Source organism: Kitasatospora sp. GAS204B (assembly GCF_029892155.1).
Lineage (GTDB): Bacteria > Actinomycetota > Actinomycetes > Streptomycetales > Streptomycetaceae > Kitasatospora.
In genome coordinates this window covers 1-16191 of sequence record NZ_JARZAG010000048.1, presented here as the reverse complement: position 1 = coordinate 16191, position 16191 = coordinate 1, and the positions used below count along the sequence as shown (strand labels likewise).

Here is a 16191-nt window from a genome sequence, read left to right as displayed (position 1 = left end):
GTACCTCTCCCGCGACGGCCATGATCGCGGATAAGAAGATCAAGGACCACGCCATCGTCGAGCAACTCCTCAAGGACCTCGAGGAGGCGAGCATGGGCGATGGTGAGGTCCCCTGGTGGAAGCTTTATGCGTGTGGTGGTTGCCGCTGGTCCTTGCGCAGCCGTACCCGGCCGCGGATGCCCGTCAAATCGGGAGGCGGTCGGACTGCCGGGCGGGGCGGGTGCGAGGATGGTGGGCACTGTGACGACCTGGCAGATCCGCATGCTGCGCGCCGTGGTCTTCGCCATCTTGTGTGTGGCGTTGGCCGCCGCCGCGCACGTCAGCATGTCCGATGCCGCGCTGCCGGGGCCGGTGCTGGCGGGGACGTTCGCCGGGACGGCGGGCAGCACCTGGCTTCTGGCCGGGCACCGGCGCGGACTTGCGGTGATCAGCGGGTGGATGGTTGCCGTCCAGGGCGCGCTGCACGTGTTGTTCGAGGCGACCGCGTCGGTGGGTGCCGGGCCGGTCCGGGTGGTCGGTGGCGGGCCTGACTGGGTGAACCTGCTGCTCTGTACGCCTGGTGGTGTGAACCCGGCCGGGATGAGCCCGGGTGCTCTGGCCAGGATGGCTGGCCTGGATCCCGGCATGCTGCCGGTCACGGGCTCGAATGCCATGGCTCCGATGGCCGGCATGGCGAACATGAGCGGCATGCCGGCTGCGGGTTCCGTGCACGGCATGGTCGGCATGGGTTCGACGCCGCTGGTGGGCGGCCTGTCCGCGGGCATGGTGATCGCCCACCTGCTGGCAGCCCTTGCCTGTGCGCTGCTGCTCTGGCGGGGCGAAGCGGCGATCACCGGCCTGTTCGAGGCGCTGCGCGCGCTGGCCGAGGTTTTCCTGCCGGTTCTCGCGCTGCTCGCCCTCACCGCGCGTGGGTGTGAACCGTCGGCGCTGATGCGCCCCAGGCCCTGTCACCTGCGGATCCCGCGCCTGGCGGTGCTCTCGTACGCGGTGGTACGGCGTGGGCCGCCCCGCGCCGCCATGGCTTTCTAGAGCGCCCGCCACATCCCGTGCCCCTGCGTCAGCCGCGCTTTTTCGTGCGGTTCGCTGGCGCTGTCCGGTGTGCGCGCGGGCAGGTCACCCCTGCGTGCCGGCCGCGTCGGCCGGATGACGCACGGGAGTTGGCCGCCACACCACCGTGAACACGGCGTCCGGCTTGTGCCTGCGCCGCTGCCTGGCCCATGGCGCGTCCTGATCAAAGGGGTCGCGTCGTGATGGGCGCTGGCCGCGTCCGGGTGGGTGGTGTGGTGCGCCGTTGCCTGTTCGACGGTTCCGCTGGTGCGGTGCCGTCCTTGTTCCTGCTGTCAGGACCCCTCATGAACAACAGAAGTACCGCTGTTCCCCACCCGTTCATCGGCGCCGAGCGCATCGAGCACAGCGGCGACGAGCCGCTGCGAACGGTGCCGGCAGGGCCCCGGCGCGGCCAGCGTCAGTGCGCGCAGCCGCCGGGCACCGGCCAGCCAGCCGGCGCAGTCGGCACACCGCGTCGGGTGCGAGGAGCTTGGCGGCGGGCCGTCGTCGTCCGTGAACTCGCCGTCGAGGTGGGCGGACATCGCGGCGCGGTAGTCGGCACAGGTCATGGGCTCATGCTCCTCCATCAGGCGTACGCGGTGGTAGTGCCATTGGCGGCCACCGAGGCCTGGCGGTCGCAGGTGCGCCGTGGATGACGAGCAGTTGACGGCCCTGGCGCTGGCCGCCGGGCGGGGGCGGGCGGCGGACGTGGAGGCGTTCGTGCGGGCCACGCATCGCGATGTGTGGCGGTTCGTGGCGCACCTCACGGACGTTGATTCCGCCGACGACCTGGCCCAGGAGACCTTCCTGCGGGCGTTGCGGGGCCTGCCTGCCTTCGCCGGCCGGTCCTCGGCGCGCACCTGGCTGCTGTCGATAGCCCGGCGCGCGGTGGTGGACCGTTATCGCAGTGCGGCGGCCCGGCCGCGGTGCGCGGCGCTATCCGACTGGGAGGAGGCTGCCGAGCTCCAGGTGTGTGCGGTGGTGGGCTTCGAGGACCAGGTGGTGCTGGCCGACCTGCTGGCCTCCGTTCCGGCCCAGCGGCGGGAGGCGTTCGTGCTGACCCAGGTGGTCGGGCTGAGCTACGCGCAGGCCGCGGCTGTGGCCGGGTGTCCGGTGGGCACGGTGCGCTCGCGGGTCGCCCGGGCCCGGGGCCAGCTCGTCGCGCTGCTGCGCTCGGCGGAGTGCGAGGACGAGCCCTGTCCGGGATCGCTGGGCGCTGGCGCGGCCCTCTCCCGGCCGGGTGGGCGTGCGGCCGTGGCCGCCTGACCGGCTGCCTCGTTCTGCTGTTTCGAATTGATGTCCGCCGACGCCTCACTCCCGGCGTCGGCGGACCATGACCTGGAGATCGCATTGAGTTCGATGACCACACCCGTGTCCGGTGCGCGCGCCGCGGCGCGGCCTGGCCGGGTCTTGCTCGGCTTCGCCCTGCTGCTCGTGCTGCTGTTCGGTGCCTCGTATGCGGCTGGCCGGTGGGTGGGGCCGCCGGCGTCTGGCCCGACGGGGCCCGTGCGGGGGCCGCGGGGCGATGACATGTCCGGCATGCGGGTGGATGGACTGCGCCCGCTCACCGCTGTGGCGGTGTCGCGATGAGCGTTCCTGCCGCAGGGTCCGCCCCGGCGGGTGCCGCTCAGGAGCTGGTGACGACCGATCTGGCCGTGGGCGGGATGACCTGCGCGGCCTGTGTCTCGCGGGTGGAGAAGAAGCTGGCCCGCCTGGACGGTGTCAGTGCCGGGGTCAACCTGGCCACCGGCCGGGCCCGGGTGCTGCACCCGGTCGGTGTCCGCGTCGAGGAACTGGTGGCCGCGGTGCAGAGCGCGGGATGCACCGCCGAGCCCCTTGCCGAACGTGCGCCGGCGGCCGCCACCGTGCCGGACGCGGACGAGCGGCTGCGGCTGGTTCTGGTGGCTGTGTTCGCGGTGCCGGTGATCGCGGTGTCGATGGTGCCGGCGCTGCAGGTGCGCGGCTGGCAGTGGGCCTGCTTCGCGTCGGCCGCTTTCGTGGTGACGATCGGCTCGTCCGTCTTCCACGCCCGGGCCTGGCGGGCTCTGCGGCACGCCAACGCCACGATGGACACCCTGGTCAGTCTCGGTGTCCTCGCTTCCTTCGGCTGGTCCACGTACGCGCTGCTGTTCGGCGGCGCCGGCACCCTCGGCATGCGGATGCCGTTCTCGCTGACCGCTGAGCAGGGCGGCGGCGCGCACATCTATCTGGAGGCGGCGGTCGGGGTGCCGCTGTTCGTGCTGTGCGGCAGGTTCCTGGAGGGCCGGGTGCGGGTGCGCACCGGCTCCGCGCTGCGGGCGCTGGCCGAACTGGGCGCGAAGGAGGTCTGCCTGCGCGAGGACGGCCTCGAGCGGCTGGTGCCGATCGAGCAGCTGCTGCCGGGCGGTGAGTTCGTGGTCCGGCCGGGTGAGAGGGTCGCCACCGACGGGGTGGTCGTCGAAGGCGACTCGGCGCTCGACGTGAGTCTGCTGACTGGGGAGAGCGTGCCGGTGGAGGTAGGCCCCGGCGAGCGGGTGAGCGGCGGGACGCTCAACGTCGACGGCACCCTGGTGGTGCGGGCCACCGCCGTCGGCGCCGACACCCAACTCGCCCGCATCACTGCCCTGGTGAGCGACGCGCAGGCCGGCAAGGCCCGCGCGCAGCGCCTGGCCGACACGGTGGCCGGGGTGTTCGTGCCCGTCGTGCTGGGCGTCGCGGTCTGCGTGCTCGGGTTCTGGCTGGGTACCGGGGCCGGCTCGTCGCAGGCGCTGACGGCATCGGTCGCGGTGCTGGTGGTCGCCTGCCCGTGCGCGCTCGGGTTGGCGACGCCCACCGCGCTGCTGGCCGCCACCGGTCGGGGTGCGGAGCTCGGCGTCCTCGTGCGGGGGCCCGAGGTGCTGGAGAGCCTGCGGCGGATCGACACCGTGGTGCTGGACAAGACTGGCACCCTGACGGCCGGGCAGATGACGCTGGCCTGCGGGACGGCGGCCAAGGGGTTCGCGCTCGAGGAGGTGCTGCGGCTGGCCGGCGCGCTCGAGCAGCGCTCCGAGCATCCGCTCGCGCGGGCACTGGTGACCGCGGCCGGGCCCTCACTGCCCGCGGTGTCGGGCTTCCGCGCGAGGCCTGGCCTGGGTGTGGAAGGAACGGTGGAGGGTGTGCGGGTGCGCGTGGTGCGGCCCGACACAACCGAGCTTCCGAGGACGTTGCGTGAGGCGCTGACGCGTGCCGAGGCGGCCGGGCAGACGGCGGTGGTCGCCGAGGTGGACGGGCGAGCGGCCGCGGTCCTCGCGGTCGGGGACAGCCTGCGGCCGGGCAGCTACCGCGCGGTGCACCGGCTGCGCGCCATGGGCCTGGAGACCGTGCTGGCCACCGGGGACCAGGCGGGCGCGGCCCGGGCGGTGGCCGAGGAGTTGGGCATCAGCGAGGTCCACGCGGGCGCCTCGCCCGAGCGCAAAGCCGAGCTGGTCGCGCAGTTGCGCGCGGCCGGGCGCAGCGTCGCGGTGGTGGGCGACGGGGTGAACGACGCGGTCGCGCTGGCATCGGCGGACCTCGGCATCGCGCTCGGCTCGGGGACGGACGCCGCGATCGGGGCGGCTGGGCTGACCCTGGTGCGCGGCGACATCGAGTCGCTGGTCGTGGCGGTGCGCCTGGCTCGGCGCACCGCGGCCACCATCCGCGCCAACCTGGCGTGGGCGTTCGGCTACAACGCCGTGCTGATCCCGCTGGCGGCGGCAGGTCTGCTCAACCCGATGATCGCCGCGCTCGCCATGTCGGCGAGTTCGGTGCTCGTGGTGGGCAACAGCCTGCGGCTGCGCACCTGGCAGCCTGCCCGGCGCGGCAGGGGCCGCTCCCGGCCCGGCGGCTGAGCTCGGCTCGTTCGAAGCCCGTGCGGCGATCATTCGCCTGTTCGGAACTTCCGGCGGTTCGCGGCCGACTCCTGTGACGGACACCGTCGCCCGACGGTGTCCGTCATGACAGAGGGACGGAGCATGCCGCACCAGGGGGCCTGTACGGCGCACGCGTGCAGGCCCTGGCGATGGCCGCCGTGCCACCAGAGCGGATCGCCGCCGCCGAATCGGCCGTCCAGCTCGCTCGCGGTCTCACCCTCGGCCCAGCACTGGCCACCGCCGCCCGGGGCCTGGCGGGTCCGGCACCAGCGGCGTGCGGGCCGAACTGGGACTCGCCGCGGCCGCCGCCTGCCTGGCCGCGCTCCTGCTCGCCCTCCACCGCCGTCGCCCCGCCGGCCTCGCCCGGGCCAACTGACCCCCGCCATCCCAAGGAGAGCACTCGCAATGTGTGCAATCACCACCTGGGTGCCAGCCCACAACAAAGCCCAGCTCCAGCGGCGCCCCGCAGGCCCAGGCCCCCGCTGCGATCATCGCCTCACATACCCCTTCAACAGCCCCTGGGCACTGAAGAGTTACGGCGGCCAGGCGGAAGAGCCTGCTGCGCGCCATCGGCCCGGGCATCGCCCCCGAATCGGTGCCGTAGCGCCCGAGCATCACTACCTGGCCACCCGTCACCGCCAGGACGACCGCGGCCCGCAGCAGCTCACCCGCCAGGCGCTCGACGTGCCGCGGGTCCGCGACAGCGCCGACGCAGCCGTCATCAAGGCCGACCTCGACACCCCCGCTAACCAACGCCAGCAGGCCCGCCGGCCGCGCCCCGAACGGGTGCTGGCCCTCGCCCTGTGGCCCGACCGCCACCGCCTTGCCCTCGCCCTCTGAACTGCCCCGAAGGAGCCGCCGCCATGACCCAGCCCGCACAGTCCCCCACCACCTTGCCCCGCTGCCCCGCCACCGGCGCCACCGGCGCCACCGCGCACGAGCCGATCCCACTGCACGGCCCCGCCTACAAGAGCGACCCCTACGACCTCTACCACGGCATGCGCGCGGCAGGCCCCGTCCACCGGGTCCGCTTCCCCAGCGGCATCGCCGCCTGGCTGGTCACCGGCTACCAGGCCGCCCACCACACACTCAACGACCCGCGCCTGGGTAAGAACCACACCCTGGGCAACGACTACTGGCGCAGCCTGGCCTCGATCATGCCCGAGCCCCAGCACTCCCAGCTCCAGGTCCACCTGCTGCACCAGGACCCGCCCAAGCACACCGACATGCGCCGCCTGATCCTGGACGCCTTCGCCCCGCGCCGCATCGAGCAGCTGCGCCCGCGCTTCCAGCGCCTGGCCGACGCCCTGGTCGACGCACTCCCTGACCAGGGCAGCGCAGACCTCGTCCAGGGCTTCGCCGCGCACTATCCCTTCCAGGTCCTGGCGGAGGTCATCGGCCTGCCGCCCGAGTTGGCGGCGCGCTTCGACCGCGACTGGGGCAAGGTCGTCCAGCCGGTCGGCCCCCAGGACCCCGCCCGCCCCGCCTACGAGGGCAGGCTGCGCGGCCTGCAGATCTACATCGCCGACGTCATCGCCCACAAGCGCGTACACGGGGGCGACGACCTGCTCAGCCGCCTCGTCGTCGCCCAGGAGCGCGGGGAGCTGAGCAAACAGGAGCTGGACTCGATGATCTTCCAGCTCCTGGTCGCCGGCCAGGAACCGGTCACCAACCAGATCACCACCATGCTGATCACCCTGCTCCGCCACCCCCACCAGCTCGCCCGACTGCGCGAGGACCCCGCGCTGATGCCCCGCGCGATCGAGGAACTCCTGCGCTACGACAGTGCGTTCGAACTCACCACCTGGCGCTTCTTCGCCGAGGACAGCGACCTGCACGGCACCCGCGTCCCGGCCGGCGACTCCGTGATCGTCTCGCTCTGCGCCGCCAACCGCGACGCCGAGCAGTTCCCCGACGCCGACACCCTCGACCTGGAGCGCACCCCCAACGCCCACCTCGCCTTCGGCCACGGCATCCACTTCTGCCCCGGCGCCGCGCTGGCCCGCAGCGAACTCCAGGTCGCCATCGGCACGCTGCTCGCCCGCTTGCCCGGCCTGCGACCCGCCGGCGACCTGAACGAACTCGCCTGGATCCCGGCCGTCCTGGCCCGCGGCGTCAACCAGCTGCCCGTCGCCTACGACAACCGCACCTGACGCTCCCTGAACATCTGAACCCATTCGTCCAGACGCCCCGGCACCACCACGCCGCCGAGGCGCCATCGCGCCATGCCCTCGTGAAGGACCGCATGCCACCCGTCGCCACCATCACACCGCACGCGCCATCCATCGCGCGCACCTGCGCCGCCATCCTGGAACTGCTCCTGCCCCACCGCCGCGCCACCGACCCCGACACCCCCACGCCCGTCGAAGCGTTCCCCGAACAGCTTTGCCAACTCGCCGACTTCGTCACCGCCGGCCACCCGATCGTCTTCACCCTGCCCGGCTTCCCCTGCAAGTCCCCCAGCCCCGCCAAGGTCCTCGGCCACCTCCCCGACGAAGGCGAACGCCTCTGCCTCACCTTCCTCAACAGTCTCTGCTCAGCCGTCCAGCGGGTCTACCCGCCCGGCGCAAGCATGGTGATCTGCTCCGACGGGCACATCTTCGGCGACCTGATCCACGTCCCCGACCAGCACGTCGACGCCTACTGCGACGAACTGGCCGCCCTGATCCGACGCGAACACCTCCACCACCTCTCGGTGTTCGACCTGCGCGACGTCCTCGGCAACCTCCCCTGCGACCAGAAGCGCACCTGGGTGCACACCCGGTACGCGCCCACCATCGAAGAGTTGCGCGCCGAGGTGAAGTCGGACGACGCGACCCTGGCCCTCTACCGGGGCATCACCCGGTTCCTGACCGAGGACAGCATCGGCTTCGAGGGCACCAGATCCGCCCTGCAACGCGACTGCCGACAACGCGCCTACGGCGTCATCCAACGCAGCCGCGCCTGGGGCGACCTCATCGCCGAACACCACACCCGCTCGGTGCGGCTGTCCATTCACCCCCAGCCGCGCGGCGGCGCCAAGTTCGGCATCCAGCTGCTCGACGCCAAGGACACCTGGACCACCCCCTGGCACTCCACCGCTGTCCACCGCGCCGACGGCAGATGGGAGTTGATGCACCGCAGCGACGCCGAGCGGCTCGGGCGCCTCGTGCTGCGCGCTGGCCGGCCCAGCCACTTCGAAGCCGCCCAGCGCTCCTGCCCCGGCATCGAGGGGCCCCGCAGGGTACCGCCGTGAGGGCGCGACCACCGCACCGGCAGTCGCGCCCCGGTTGGCCATGCTGACTCAACCGCGCGGCTCGGGCGCGGCTTCCTCTCCTGCGTCACGCCTGACCACCGCCCTCGTCCACCGGACAGACCGCACGTGAGCACAGCTTCTGACACTTCGTCAAAATCACTATGACTCCAGCGAATTAGACACGCTCGACAACACTCACCCACCGAAAGAACCCCCGCACACTCAAACCCACGTGCGCACACTCGACGGCCAGCAGCCAACAACCCCCGCCCTGGAGGCGCCGCCATTGGGCCCGGCCGACACGGACTCCCCCTACTTTGGGTGTCCACTTCGCCGACTTTAGTTGCATTGACATCCATTTTCGCCCCATGGCAACGTGATGCACGCCGACAGGGCGTAACGGTCGGCGCGAGGCCGCCCCGCCCCACCGCGGGCGGCGCGACAAGGCGGGGCGGTTTCGCAGATCGACATCGAGCACAACCGCCCAACGAGAGGATTGTCATGGACATGCTCAAGAAGATCTTCGCGGTCTCGGCACTCACCGGGGTGCTCGCCCTCAGCGGGGGTACCGCCATGGCCGCCACGGCCCCCGCCACGGCCCCCGCTGCGGCACGCACAGCTCGTACGGCAACTACGGTCACCGTGGCCCCCTCCGCACAGGAGGCGGCGCTGGCGGGGGTGAGCTACACCTTTGACCACGCCACCACCGTGCAGATCTACAACCTGCTGCAGAAGGGCGCCACCACGGGTGCCGTGGCGCTCTGCGAGGCCGTCATCCCGCCGCCGGCGGGGAGCATAGTCTGCTCCTCGGTCGGAACGGCCGCCGGAAGCATCATCAGCCTGGGAACCCCCGGCCCCAACGACAAGCTCCACGTCGGGGCCCAACTGGGCTGGCCCCCGATCGTCATCACGTACGTCCGATAGGAGCTGCTCGCGGCCCATGCGCCGGGCGCGCCTCTGGGTCCCGTCAGTGGGGGCAGGTCCTCGGCCCGTCGCTTCCCGGGTACACGGGAGGGGCGGGCCGAGGACCTGCGGAGACCAGGAACTCGGACCAGACGAACCGGTCATCCGGGCTCTGGCCCCGCGGCCAGAGCCGAAGAGGCCTGGCCGCACCGCGCGACTGCGCGTCCCGGTCGGCTCGTCCCCTCTCGATCGACCGGTCGGGGCTGTCATGTCGTTGATCAGGGGCGAATGTCGCTGGAGTCTCGCACGATGGCAAGGTGCCGGAGTTGACCGCACGGGTGGTGCGAGCCTCGCTCCCGAACATTGGCGATCCACATCCGAGGGGCACCCTACCCGTTGTTCGAGGACGAGTCCTTCGCCGAGCGGAGGTCCCGCTGGGAACGGTGGCGCTGGCGTCGGTGCTGCAGTACGCGAAGGGACTTGGCGGGCCCGGGCACCCGACCGGGACTGGTCGCCAGGCCGCGTGCCCGGGCGAGGCGGCAAGGGTGCCGGCCGCGCGCAGCGCCGCCGCTTGGAGGATAGGGCGCCGGGTCGGCACCAGGCCGCGGGCTCGCGGTCAGCTACTGAAGGCGTGCCCTGCGCCCCCCCGCTGGGCACCCCCGCCACCCGACACCGTGATCGCCGTGACACGAGCGGACCACCGCGCCCCGGCGTCGTAGGCGGCTGCTTCAGGCCGGACCGGGCAGGGCTGTGGCGGCGGGGGCGCGATGGTCGAAGGCGATCAGCGGGTCACCGGTGAGCGGGTGCTCCACCACCGCCGCCCGCACCCCGAACACCGCTGCCAGCAGCTCCGAGGTGAGCACCTCGCGCGGCGGACCCGAGGCCACCACCGCGCCCTCGTGCAGCACATGTAGCCGGTCGCAGAGCGAGGCTGCGGCATTGAGGTCGTGCAGCGAAATCAGCGTCGTGCGGTGCTGGGCCCGCAGCAGGGCGAGCAGCTCCACCTGGTGCTTCACGTCCAGGTGGTTGGTCGGTTCGTCCAGCACCAGCACGTCCGGCTGTTGGGCGAACGCTCGTGCCAGTAAGACTCGTTGGCGCTCGCCGCCGGAGAGCGCGGCGAAGCCCCGCCCCTCGTACCCACTCAGGCCGACCCGCCGCAGGGCCCAAGCCACGACCTCGCGATCGGTGGCGTCGTCCCCCGCGAAGGCCCGCTGGTAGGGGGCGCGTCCCATCGCAACGATCTCCCGGACGGTGAACTCGAAGTCGCCGCCGCGTTCCTGGGGCAGCGCGGCGATGTGCCGAGCGGCCTCGACCGGCGTCATCGCCCGCAGGTCCCGCCCGGCCAGCAGCACCCGGCCAGCCGACGGCTTCAGGTGCCGGTAGACGGTGCGCAGCAGGGTCGATTTGCCGCTGCCGTTGGGGCCGACGAGTCCGGCGATCTCGCCCTCGGCGGCCAGCAGATGGATGCCAGAGAGCACGTCCCGTCCGGAGAGGGTGATGGTCAGGTCCTCGACGGTGATTCTCAACTGTGCTCCAGGCGTCGGTCCAGCAGGTAGAGCAGGACGGGTGCCCCGATCAGGGCGGTGACCACGCCGATCGGCACCTCCTGGGTGGACAGCGCGGTGCGGGCGATGGTGTCCACCGCGACCAGCAACACCGCTCCCGCCAGGGCCGAGAGGGGCAGCAGTCGGCGGTGGTCGCCGCCGACCAGTAGGCGGCAGACGTGCGGAACGAGCAGGCCGACGAAGCCGATCGCCCCGGAGACGGCGACCAGCACGCCGGTGAGCAGGCTGGTCACCGCGAAGAGTTCCCGCCGCAGCCGGGTGACGTCCACGCCGAGGCCGGCGGCCGTCTCGTCACCCATCAACAGGGCGTTCAGCGAGCGGGCGCGGGCCTGGATCACGAGCAGCCCCAAGGCCACGGCCGCCGTGGGGATCGGGAGTTGGCTCCAGGTGGTGCCGCTGAGGCTGCCCATCAGCCAGAACAGGACACCTCGGGTCTGCTGGTCGTCGCCGACCTGCAGCACCAGAAAGCTGGTGAACCCCGAGATGAACTGCCCGATCCCCACCCCCGCCAGCACCAGGCGCATCGGCGCGAAGCCCCCGCCTCTCCTGGCGAGCGTCCAGACCAGCGCCCAGGAGGCCAGCGCCCCGGCGAAGGCCGCCGTCGAGACGCCGAACCCGGCGGCTGAACCCACCCCCGCGCCGAGCACGATCATCGCGACCGCGCCCAGCGAGGCGCCCGAGGAGATGCCCAGCAGGTAGGGGTCGGCCAGCGGGTTGCGAACCAGAGCCTGGACGGCGGTGCCGACCAGGCCCAGCCCGGCGCCGACCACCGCCGCCAGCAGGGCACGCGGCGCGCGCAGTTGCCAGACGATCAGGTCGCGGGTCCCCGGCTGCGGGGTATCCCCGGCCAGTCGGCGGCCGACCACCGTCCACACCTCGCCCACCGGGATGTCGACAGCGCCCAGTGAGATCGCGACGGTGAGCGCGGCGAGCAGGGCGAGGGCCAGTACGGCGGCGACCAGCGAGGCCCGTACGGTGCGCACGGGCCGGTGGCCGGCGGCCGAGGTGGGTGCGGCAGATGTGGCGGTCATCTACTGACCGTCCTTGACCAGGTCCGGGTGGATGATGTGGGCGATCTGCTGGACGGTGTCGGCGTCGCGGACGCCGGCGATCGTGGTCACCTCCGAGCCGATCCGCACGAAGTGGCCTTCCTGGACAGCTTTGAGGCCCTTGGTGGCCGGGAAGGTCTGCAGGAACTGCGCGGCCGTATCGAAGGCCTTCTGGTTCGCCGCGTCGCTGCCCTGGTTGCGCACGCCGAGCTGGATCCAGTCGGGGTTCTTGGCGACCACGTCCTCCCAGGAGACCGCCTTGAAGTCCCCGTCGCAGTCGCCGAAGATGTTCCGCGCGCCGGCCAGGGCGATCACCGCGTTGGCGACCTGCCTGTCGCACTCGGCCATCGGCTGCTTCGTCCCGGCGTCGTAGTCGAAGAAGAAGTACGACGGCTCCGGGCCCGCAGCACCGCCGTTGAGAGCGGTCCGCACCACGCCGACCTTCTGCTCCATCCCCGCCACCAGCTCATCCGCCCTGGCCCAGGTGCCGGTGACCGCGCCCAGAGTCTTGATGTCGGCCTCAACCTGAGAGAGGTCCTGCTGCGGTCCCTTGACCATCGTGGCGCAGGCCGTGGAGTGCAGGTAGAGGTGCTTGATCCCGGCAGCGGCGAACTCCTGCTCGGTAGGCGCCGTCCCCATGCCGCCACCCATCGATCCCATCGAGGCGAAGGTATCGACGTACAGGTCCGCGCCGGAGCCGAGCAGCTTCTCCTTGGGGATCACCGTCTGCCCCAGGACCGGCACCTTGGCGGCCTGGTCGGCGAACTGGGCCGGCATGGTGCCCGCGCCGGGCGGGAAGCCGGTACCGATCACCCTGTCCCCCGCGCCGAGCCACAGCAGCATCTCCAGGCTGGAAGCGTTGCTGGTGACGATCTTCTTCGGCGCGGACGTGAACGTGGTCTCCGCTCCCGCGCAGTCGCTGACCTTGACGGGATAGGCCGCCACATCGGATGCACTCGCCCCAGCTGTCACCGCCGCTTCGCCCGGTCTCGCGCCAGTGCCGCAACCCGTGGCAAGCAGGGCAACTGCGGCGGCCGCACCGCACAACACACGAGAACGCATGGAACTCCCTGGTGATCCGAAGCAGCTGGGACCCGCCACTGCGGACCTGGCCAGATAGTCGGACGCGGCGCGCTGCCAGTTCCCGCGTTCCACCAGGGGTGTAGCCCGAGGGGGCAAGGGTGCCAAGACCGGCGGCCGTGAGCCGCGATGCCGAGCGATGCGGCCCAGCAGGTGCTCGCTGCGGAGCGCGCAGTTGCGCCAGCTGCGGGGATGTGTCGAGGGTAGCTCCCAAGCGAGAGGGACGCGGTGGGAGAAGTCGGTGTCCTGGTCGTCCTCCCAAACCGGGAGGTAGAAACCTGGATCGTAACCGCGCAGCGACGCACGGCCCTTGGCCGGCCCACGCGAGCGCCTACACCGCGTCCCTGCCAAGCACCGCGGTGTGCTCGCCCCGCTGCAAACGCGGCGCCAGCAACTCGCCCTGCGCCCCGGCGCCGCAGCCGCTCCCGCACCACGGCCACCGCGCCCGCTCCCCCAGGCACCTGTTCGCCCACGGCATGCTCCACGCCGGGCACCGGGCTGTGCTGCTCCGAACCCCGGAGGCAGTCGAGCGTGGCATCCACCAGCCCGGTGGCGTCGCCGAGTTCACGCCGTTGCAGCCAGGCTCCGTCACCGGCCGCAGTGACCGGCTGACCCGGCTGGTTCGACTGGTAGGACGCGAGCGGCCTGTGCGCGGGTAGGGGACGTGAGTCCTCCCGTGGCAGCTACCCGGCGGCGAGTTCAGGAAAAGGCCGTCGCGCCGCGGTGGCGGAGATGGGTCATCGCCGGCTTGTCGTTCGGGCAGCCCCACGCATCGACAACGGGAGAACACAAGCCCACCATGGCCTCGGTACCCGTCCCACGCCGACCGTGAGACCAGCGCGCGGCCCGGTGGATGTTGGTGGGGGTCCCTGTGGGCCGGGTGGGCGGCCGGGTGGGTGGTGGCGTCATGAGCGTTGTGGTGATGGCTTCTCAGGTACGGGTGCGCTCTCGCTCCCGCGCCAGGACCGCGGCCCTGTATGGGGTCGGGATCAGGTCGGGCCTGAGTTCGGCGCCGGTCGGTGGCGCCGCGCCCTGTTCCCGCTCTCCCGCGGCCGACCCACGGCCCGGGGCCCCTTTACTCCCAGGAGTGTTGACGTGTTCGATGACGTGAATGCGGGTGCGCCCGGCGCGGTCCCCGGAACGCCGGTCGGCCGTAGGGTTGTGCGACGTTCGATGTCGGTGTTGCTGGCGGCGTGTCTGAGTGGGGCCGGGTTGACGATGCTGACCGCGACGCCGGCCGCGGCCGCAGCCCCGGTACCGGGCAGCGCACCGCTGTTCATCGCCGACACCCGCAACAGTCGCGTGGTGGAGGTGCCGGCCGGTGGCGGCGCGCAGAGCACCGTCCCGGCCACCGGCCTGATCAGCCCGTACGGGGTGGCGGTGGACGCGGCCGGGGACGTGTTCATCGCCGACAACAGCAACAATCGGGTGGTGGAGGTGCCGGCCGGTGGCGGCGCGCAGACCACCGTCCCGGCCACCGGCCTGAGCGGCCCGGGCGGGGTGGCGGTGGACGCGGCCGGGGACGTGTTCATCACCGACGCCGGCAACAATCGCGTGGTGAAGGTGACGCCCGGCGGCACGCAGACCACCGTCGGCACCGGCCTGAGCAGCCCGGAAGGGGTGGCGGTGGACGCGGCCGGGGACGTCTACATCGCCGACTTCGGCCACAATCGGGTGGTGGAGGTGCCGGCCGGTGGCGGCGCGCAGACCACCGTCCCGGCCACCGGCCTGAGCGGCCCGCAAGAGGTGGCGGTGGACGCGGCCGGGGACGTGTTCATCGCCGACGCCGGCAACAACCGGGTGGTGAAGGTGCCGGCCGGTGGCGGCGCGCAGACCACCGTCCCGGCCACCGGCCTGAACTTGCCGTTCGGGGTGGCGGTGGACGCGGCCGGGGACGTGTTCATCGCCGAAAACGGCAACGACCGGGTGGTGGAGGTGACGCCCGGCGGCGCGCAGACCACCGTCCCGGCCACCGGCCTGAACTCCCCGGCCGGGGTGGCGATGCCGCCGGCGCCGGCGGCCCCGTCCGGGGTGCACGCGAGTGCCGCGGGCGCTGGTCAGGCGACGGTGTCCTTCACCCCCAATGGTGCCGCGGACCATGTCACCGGTTACACGGTGACCGCCACCGACACCACCAATCCCGCCAACGGCAGCCAGAGCGCCCAGGGCGCCGGCTCCCCCCTGACCGTCACCGGCCTGACGCCCGGTGACACCTATACGTTCACGGTCACGGCGACCAACGCCGCCGGTGCCACCAGCCTGGCCTCCAGTCCCGTCACCTTCGCGCTCCTGAACGTGCCGTGGGCCGCGAGCCTGCCGAGCGCCACCGTCGCCAGCGCCTACAGCGCCCCGACCACCACCGCCGCACCCAGCGGCGGCACCGGCCCCTACACCTTCACCGCCACCGGCCTGCCCACGGGCGTCACCATCGACCCGACCACCGGTGTCCTGTCCGGCACCCCCACCAATGCGGGCACCCCCACCACGACCGTCACCGTCACCGACAGCGCCAACCCCGCCCAAACCGCCAGCCACCAGTTCACCCTGGCGGTCAACCTGCAGACCACCACCACCGCGCTGGCCTCCGCCCCGGACCCCTCCTCGTCCGGGCAGAACGTGGTGTTCACCGCCACCGTGGCCGGACCGTCCGGCTCCACGGTCGTGCCGACCGGGCAGGTGACGTTCAAGGACGGCACCACCACCTTGGGCACCGCCACCCTGAACGGCAGCGGCCAGGCCACCTTCAGCACCGCCGCCCTGGCTGTCGCCAACCACCAGATCACCGCGGTCTACGGCGGCGACGCGAACTCGGCCGCGTCCACCTCCACCGCGCTGACGCAGACCGTGACCCAGCAGACCACCATGACCGCGCTGGCCTCCGTCCCGGATCCGTCCTCGTCGGGGCAGAACGTGACGTTCACCGCGACGGTGGCCGGGCCGTCCGGCTCCAGCATCGTGCCGTCCGGGACGGTGACGTTCATGGACGGCAGCACCACCTTGGGCACCGCCACCCTGAACGGCAGCGGTCAGGCCACCTTCAGCACCAGCGCGCTGGCGGTCGGTAGCCACTCCATCACCGCCATCTACGGCGGTGACACCAACTCGGCGGCCTCCACCTCCAGCGTCCTGACGCAGACCGTCACCACGCAGACCACCACCACGGTGGCCTCCTCCTCCCCGGACCCGTCCTCGTTCGGGCAGCAGGTGACGTTCACCGCCACCGTCGCCCCCACCAGCGACGGCACTCCGACTGGGCAGGTGACGTTCAAGGACGGCACCACCACCCTGGGCACCGCCACCCTGAACGGCAGCGGTCAGGCCACGTTCGCCACCAGCGCCCTGGCGGTCGGCAGCCACTCCATCACCGCCATCTACGGCGGTGACACCAACTCGGCGGCCTCCACCTCCACCCCCCTGACACAGACGGTAAATACGCAGGGCACGGG

12 protein-coding genes are annotated in these 16191 nt (G+C 72.2%); 8 read left to right on the top strand and 4 right to left on the bottom strand.

The genetic code is table 11. The features are described 5' to 3' along the window. Positions 1-240: 240 nt before the first annotated feature. Positions 241-1029 carry a hypothetical protein gene (locus tag P3T41_RS35590; RefSeq protein WP_280694799.1) on the top strand — a complete coding sequence of 263 codons (789 nt, stop codon included), beginning with the start codon at positions 241-243 and terminating at the stop codon, positions 1027-1029. Positions 1030-1340: 311 nt separating this feature from the next. On the opposite strand, the gene P3T41_RS35585 is transcribed toward P3T41_RS35590, so the two are convergent. Continuing rightward, entirely contained in the window at positions 1341-1616 is a 276-nt protein-coding gene (locus P3T41_RS35585) for a hypothetical protein (protein WP_280694798.1), read from the bottom strand. 79 nt (positions 1617-1695) lie between these two features. Between P3T41_RS35585 and P3T41_RS35580 the strand changes: the two genes are divergently transcribed. The 6 genes from P3T41_RS35580 (at position 1696) to P3T41_RS35555 (ending at position 9072) form a co-directional block, all read left to right on the top strand. After that, entirely contained in the window at positions 1696-2313 is a 618-nt protein-coding gene (locus P3T41_RS35580; RefSeq protein WP_280694797.1) for a sigma-70 family RNA polymerase sigma factor, read from the top strand. 320 nt (positions 2314-2633) lie between these two features. Continuing rightward, positions 2634-4892 (top strand): heavy metal translocating P-type ATPase, encoded by a 2259-nt coding sequence (locus P3T41_RS35575; protein WP_280694796.1) that lies wholly within the window; start codon positions 2634-2636, stop codon positions 4890-4892. Between the two features lie 705 nt (positions 4893-5597). Continuing rightward, positions 5598-5753, top strand: a complete 156-nt coding sequence (locus P3T41_RS35570) for a hypothetical protein (protein WP_280694795.1) — start codon at positions 5598-5600, stop codon at positions 5751-5753. Between the two features lie 23 nt (positions 5754-5776). Then, a complete protein-coding gene (locus tag P3T41_RS35565; protein WP_280694794.1) occupies positions 5777-7066 on the top strand; it encodes a cytochrome P450 in 1290 nt (429 codons plus the stop codon). 92 nt (positions 7067-7158) lie between these two features. Then, positions 7159-8148 carry an isocyanide synthase family protein gene (locus P3T41_RS35560; RefSeq protein WP_280694793.1) on the top strand — a complete coding sequence of 330 codons (990 nt, stop codon included), beginning with the start codon at positions 7159-7161 and terminating at the stop codon, positions 8146-8148. A 501-nt stretch (positions 8149-8649) separates the two neighbouring features. Next, entirely contained in the window at positions 8650-9072 is a 423-nt protein-coding gene (locus P3T41_RS35555; RefSeq protein WP_280694792.1) for a hypothetical protein, read from the top strand. Between the two features lie 707 nt (positions 9073-9779). On the opposite strand, the gene P3T41_RS35550 is transcribed toward P3T41_RS35555, so the two are convergent. The 3 genes from P3T41_RS35550 to P3T41_RS35540 are packed head-to-tail and all read right to left on the bottom strand — an operon-like array spanning position 9780 to position 12727. Continuing rightward, on the bottom strand, positions 9780-10577 hold the full coding sequence (locus P3T41_RS35550) for an ABC transporter ATP-binding protein (protein WP_280694791.1): 798 nt from the start codon (positions 10575-10577) through the stop codon (positions 9780-9782). Continuing rightward, the gene (locus P3T41_RS35545) at positions 10574-11647 is read right to left on the bottom strand and encodes an iron ABC transporter permease (RefSeq protein WP_280694790.1); all 1074 of its coding nucleotides are present in this window, start codon (positions 11645-11647) and stop codon (positions 10574-10576) included. The genes P3T41_RS35550 and P3T41_RS35545 overlap by 4 nt, the downstream gene beginning before the upstream one ends. Then, complete coding sequence (locus tag P3T41_RS35540; protein WP_280694789.1) at positions 11648-12727, bottom strand: ABC transporter substrate-binding protein; 1080 nt, start codon at positions 12725-12727, stop codon at positions 11648-11650. It abuts the gene before it with no gap. 1236 nt (positions 12728-13963) lie between these two features. Here P3T41_RS35540 and P3T41_RS35535 point away from each other — a divergent pair. After that, the coding region (locus P3T41_RS35535; RefSeq protein ID WP_280694812.1) for an Ig-like domain repeat protein at positions 13964-16191 on the top strand (2228 nt) is incomplete at its 3' end.

Coding starts and splice junctions, on each gene's coding strand:
- P3T41_RS35585 (WP_280694798.1), bottom strand. CDS start 1,616: ATGACCTGTGCCGACTACCGCGCCGCGATGTCCGCCCACCTCGACGGC.
- P3T41_RS35575 (WP_280694796.1), top strand. CDS start 2,634: ATGAGCGTTCCTGCCGCAGGGTCCGCCCCGGCGGGTGCCGCTCAGGAG.
- P3T41_RS35565 (WP_280694794.1), top strand. CDS start 5,777: ATGACCCAGCCCGCACAGTCCCCCACCACCTTGCCCCGCTGCCCCGCC.
- P3T41_RS35560 (WP_280694793.1), top strand. CDS start 7,159: ATGCCACCCGTCGCCACCATCACACCGCACGCGCCATCCATCGCGCGC.
- P3T41_RS35555 (WP_280694792.1), top strand. CDS start 8,650: ATGGACATGCTCAAGAAGATCTTCGCGGTCTCGGCACTCACCGGGGTG.
- P3T41_RS35545 (WP_280694790.1), bottom strand. CDS start 11,647: ATGACCGCCACATCTGCCGCACCCACCTCGGCCGCCGGCCACCGGCCC.
- P3T41_RS35540 (WP_280694789.1), bottom strand. CDS start 12,727: ATGCGTTCTCGTGTGTTGTGCGGTGCGGCCGCCGCAGTTGCCCTGCTT.